The sequence below is a fragment of the Paratractidigestivibacter sp. genome, assembly GCF_052362415.1.
Taxonomy (GTDB): Bacteria; Actinomycetota; Coriobacteriia; order Coriobacteriales; family Atopobiaceae; genus Paratractidigestivibacter.
On sequence record NZ_DAWEMK010000044.1, the window covers coordinates 499 to 3,213 of the forward strand.

General features: G+C 69.8%; 2 protein-coding genes. Both read left to right on the forward strand.

Annotation, left to right across the window (positions count from 1 at the left end; translation table 11 throughout):
• Nucleotides 1–162: 162 nt before the first annotated feature.
• Nucleotides 163–1,095: a methionyl-tRNA formyltransferase gene (gene fmt, locus ACT84W_RS05945; RefSeq protein WP_444328557.1), complete on the forward strand. Its 933-nt coding sequence runs from the start codon at nt 163–165 to the stop codon at nt 1,093–1,095.
• Nucleotides 1,096–1,196: 101 nt separating this feature from the next.
• A complete protein-coding gene (locus tag ACT84W_RS05950; protein ID WP_444328558.1) occupies nt 1,197–2,555 on the forward strand; it encodes an RsmB/NOP family class I SAM-dependent RNA methyltransferase in 1,359 nt (452 codons plus the stop codon).
• Nucleotides 2,556–2,715 lie beyond the last annotated feature (160 nt).

Genomic DNA, 2,715 nt, shown 5'->3' on the forward strand with positions numbered 1-2,715 from the left:
CTGGCAAGAAGTACTTGTACCAACGATTAGCACAATGTCTTTGCACCAAGCGCGCTCTGGCGCGATCGCGGCTCAAGCCGTGGAACCTGCTTCGTGTGATTCCATTCGAAGATTCGAAGCGATTGTGCAAAGCATTGTGCCAAGGAATAAGGGAGAGAAACCATGCGCGTCGTCTTTATGGGAACGCCCGACTTCGCCGTCCCGTCGCTCAAGGCGCTCGTCGCCGCCGGGCACGAGGTGCCGCTCGTCTTCACGCGACCGGACGCCGTCCGCGGCAGGGGGCGCAAGCTTGTCCCATCGCCGGTCAAGGCGGCGGCGACCGAGCTCGGACTTCCCGTTTTCGAGACCGCGCGCATGACGCCCGAGGCCAAGGACGCCCTGCGAGCGGCGGCGCCCGACGTGATCTGCGTCGTCGCCTACGGCTGCATCCTGCCCGACGACGTGCTCGCCGCAGCACCTCTCGGCGCCGTGAACGTGCACGCCTCGCTGCTCCCGCGCTGGCGCGGTGCGGCGCCGATCCAGCGCTCGATCCTCGCCGGCGAGGAAGAGACGGGCGTCTCGATCATGCGCGTGGCCCACGAGCTCGACGCCGGCGCCTGGTGCGCCCAGGCGCGCGTCCGGATCGGGGACAAAGGCTGCGCCGAGCTCACCGCCGACCTTGCAGAGGCGGGCTCCGCGGCGCTCGTCGACGTGCTGCCGCGCCTGGCCGACGGCACCGTCGAATGGCACGAGCAGGACCCTGCGGGCGTGACCGTCGCGGCGAAGGTCCACAAGGACGAGATGCTCCTCGACCCTGCGGAGCCCGCCGACGTGAACGCGCGGCGCGTGCAGGCCTCCGGCGAAACCGCGCCCGCCCGCGCGCTGGTGGCCGGCAAGGGCGTCCGCGTGATGGCGGCCCGCGTCGCCGCGGGCGACCAGGCGGCCGCCGGGCTGCCCGCCCCCGGCGCCGTCCTTGCGCTCAAGAAGCGCGTGCTGCTCGGCTGCGCCGACGGCGCCCTCGAGGTCATCTCCGTCAAGCCCGACGGGAAGAAAGAGATGCCTGTCGCCTCCTGGGCCTCCGGCCTCCGCGGCGACCTCACCTGGGAGCGCATCTAGTGGCCCGCAACAGAGACCGTCGCTTGGTGACTGGCACAGGAAAGAGCCATGTAGACCGACACTTGGTGACTGGCCCAGATCGTCGGTGTTCTTTCGACGATATGTGCCTGTTACCAAATGACGGTCCCATCCCCTCTTCCAGAAAGACCCCTCTTGCCCCTGCGCGCCGCGCGGCCCTCAAGCTCTTCTCCGAGTGCCGGCGCCGAGAAGCCCGCGCCCGTGACCTTCTTCGCGCCGCTCCCGCGATGGGGGCGCTCGACCCGCGCGACCGGGCCCTCGCCATGCGCCTCGTCCTCGGAACGGTATCCGCTCAAGGCGAGCTCGACCGCGCGATCACGAGCCATCTGCGCGCGAGGTCCAAGCTCGAGCCCCTCGTCCGCGACGCGCTGCGCGTCTCGGCCTTCGAGATCCTTTATCTCGATACGCCGACTCAGGTCGCCGTGAGCCAGGGCGTCGAGCTCGTGCGCAGCGTCAACCGCCGCGCTGCGGGGCTCGGCAACGCGGTCCTGCGCCGCATCGCTGAGGAGGACGCTGCCGCGCTGGCCGAGGCGCGTGCACGCGTTGAATTCGGCAATGTTACCATCGCTGACCTGCAGCGCATTGGCGCCCTTCCCGAGTGGCTCGCGACACGCGCGCTCGCCGACCTCGGCCCCGAGGGCGCCGTCGCATATGCTCGTTGCGCCCTCGCCCCCGCCTGCGCCAGCGTTGCCGCGAACACGGCCCGCCGCTCGGCCGAGGATTGCGCCGGGCTTCTCGCGGACGCTGGCTGCGAGCCTGCCCTCGGTCCCATACCGGGGTCGTTCATCCTCGGCATGCCTGCCGCGCTCGCCGCGTCCGGCCTGGTCGAGGCTTGCGACGTGCTGCCCTGCGACCTCGCTGCCCAGGACGTCGTGGCCCGCCTCGGCATCGAGCCCGGCATGCGCGTCCTCGAGGTCGGCCAGGGCCGCGGCACCAAGTCCATTCTCATGGCTTGCGCCGGCGCGCGCCTGGCCTCTGTCGAGGTCGATGCAAAGAAGTCCGCCGCCGCGGCCGCCCGCATGTCCGCCGCGGGCGTCGCCGACCGCGTGATGTGCGTCTGCGACGACGGCCGCGAGCCAACCCGCGTTGACGGTAGCTTTGACCTCGTCTTTGTTGACGCGCCGTGTTCTGGTACGGGTACCTTGGGCCGTCATCCGGAGATCGCCTGGTCGCTCGAAGAGGATGCGATCGCCGGCCTCGCCTCGCTCCAGCTCCAGATCCTGACCAGCTCCGCGGCATTCGCGGCCCCCGGCGCGCGCCTTGCGTACTCCACTTGCTCGTTCCTGCGCCAGGAGGATGAGGATGTCGTTGATGCCTTCCTCGCGTCCCCCGCAGGCGCGGGTTTCCGCCTTGCTTTCTCAGGGCGCACCGACCTGCCCGGAGTCGATACGGACACCCATTTCCTGGCGGTGCTCGAGCGAGCGGCAGAGGCGAAGCGATGATCCGCGGCGCCGGCACAGCAAAGCGATGATCCGCTCGCGCCGGCGCGCAGAGACCCGCGCTCCCAGTCGCCGCGCTCATCCTATGATGGCCTGTTGCGCAAATATCCCGATGTCCAGCCTTTCTCGTCCGCGGGGCCTAGGCGTTTTGCGCAGAAACTCG

Excerpts from the sequence above, each read along its gene's own strand:
- ACT84W_RS05950 (WP_444328558.1), top strand. The coding sequence starts at position 1,197 with ATGTGCCTGTTACCAAATGACGGTCCCATCCCCTCTTCCAGAAAGACC.
- fmt (WP_444328557.1), top strand. The coding sequence starts at position 163 with ATGCGCGTCGTCTTTATGGGAACGCCCGACTTCGCCGTCCCGTCGCTC.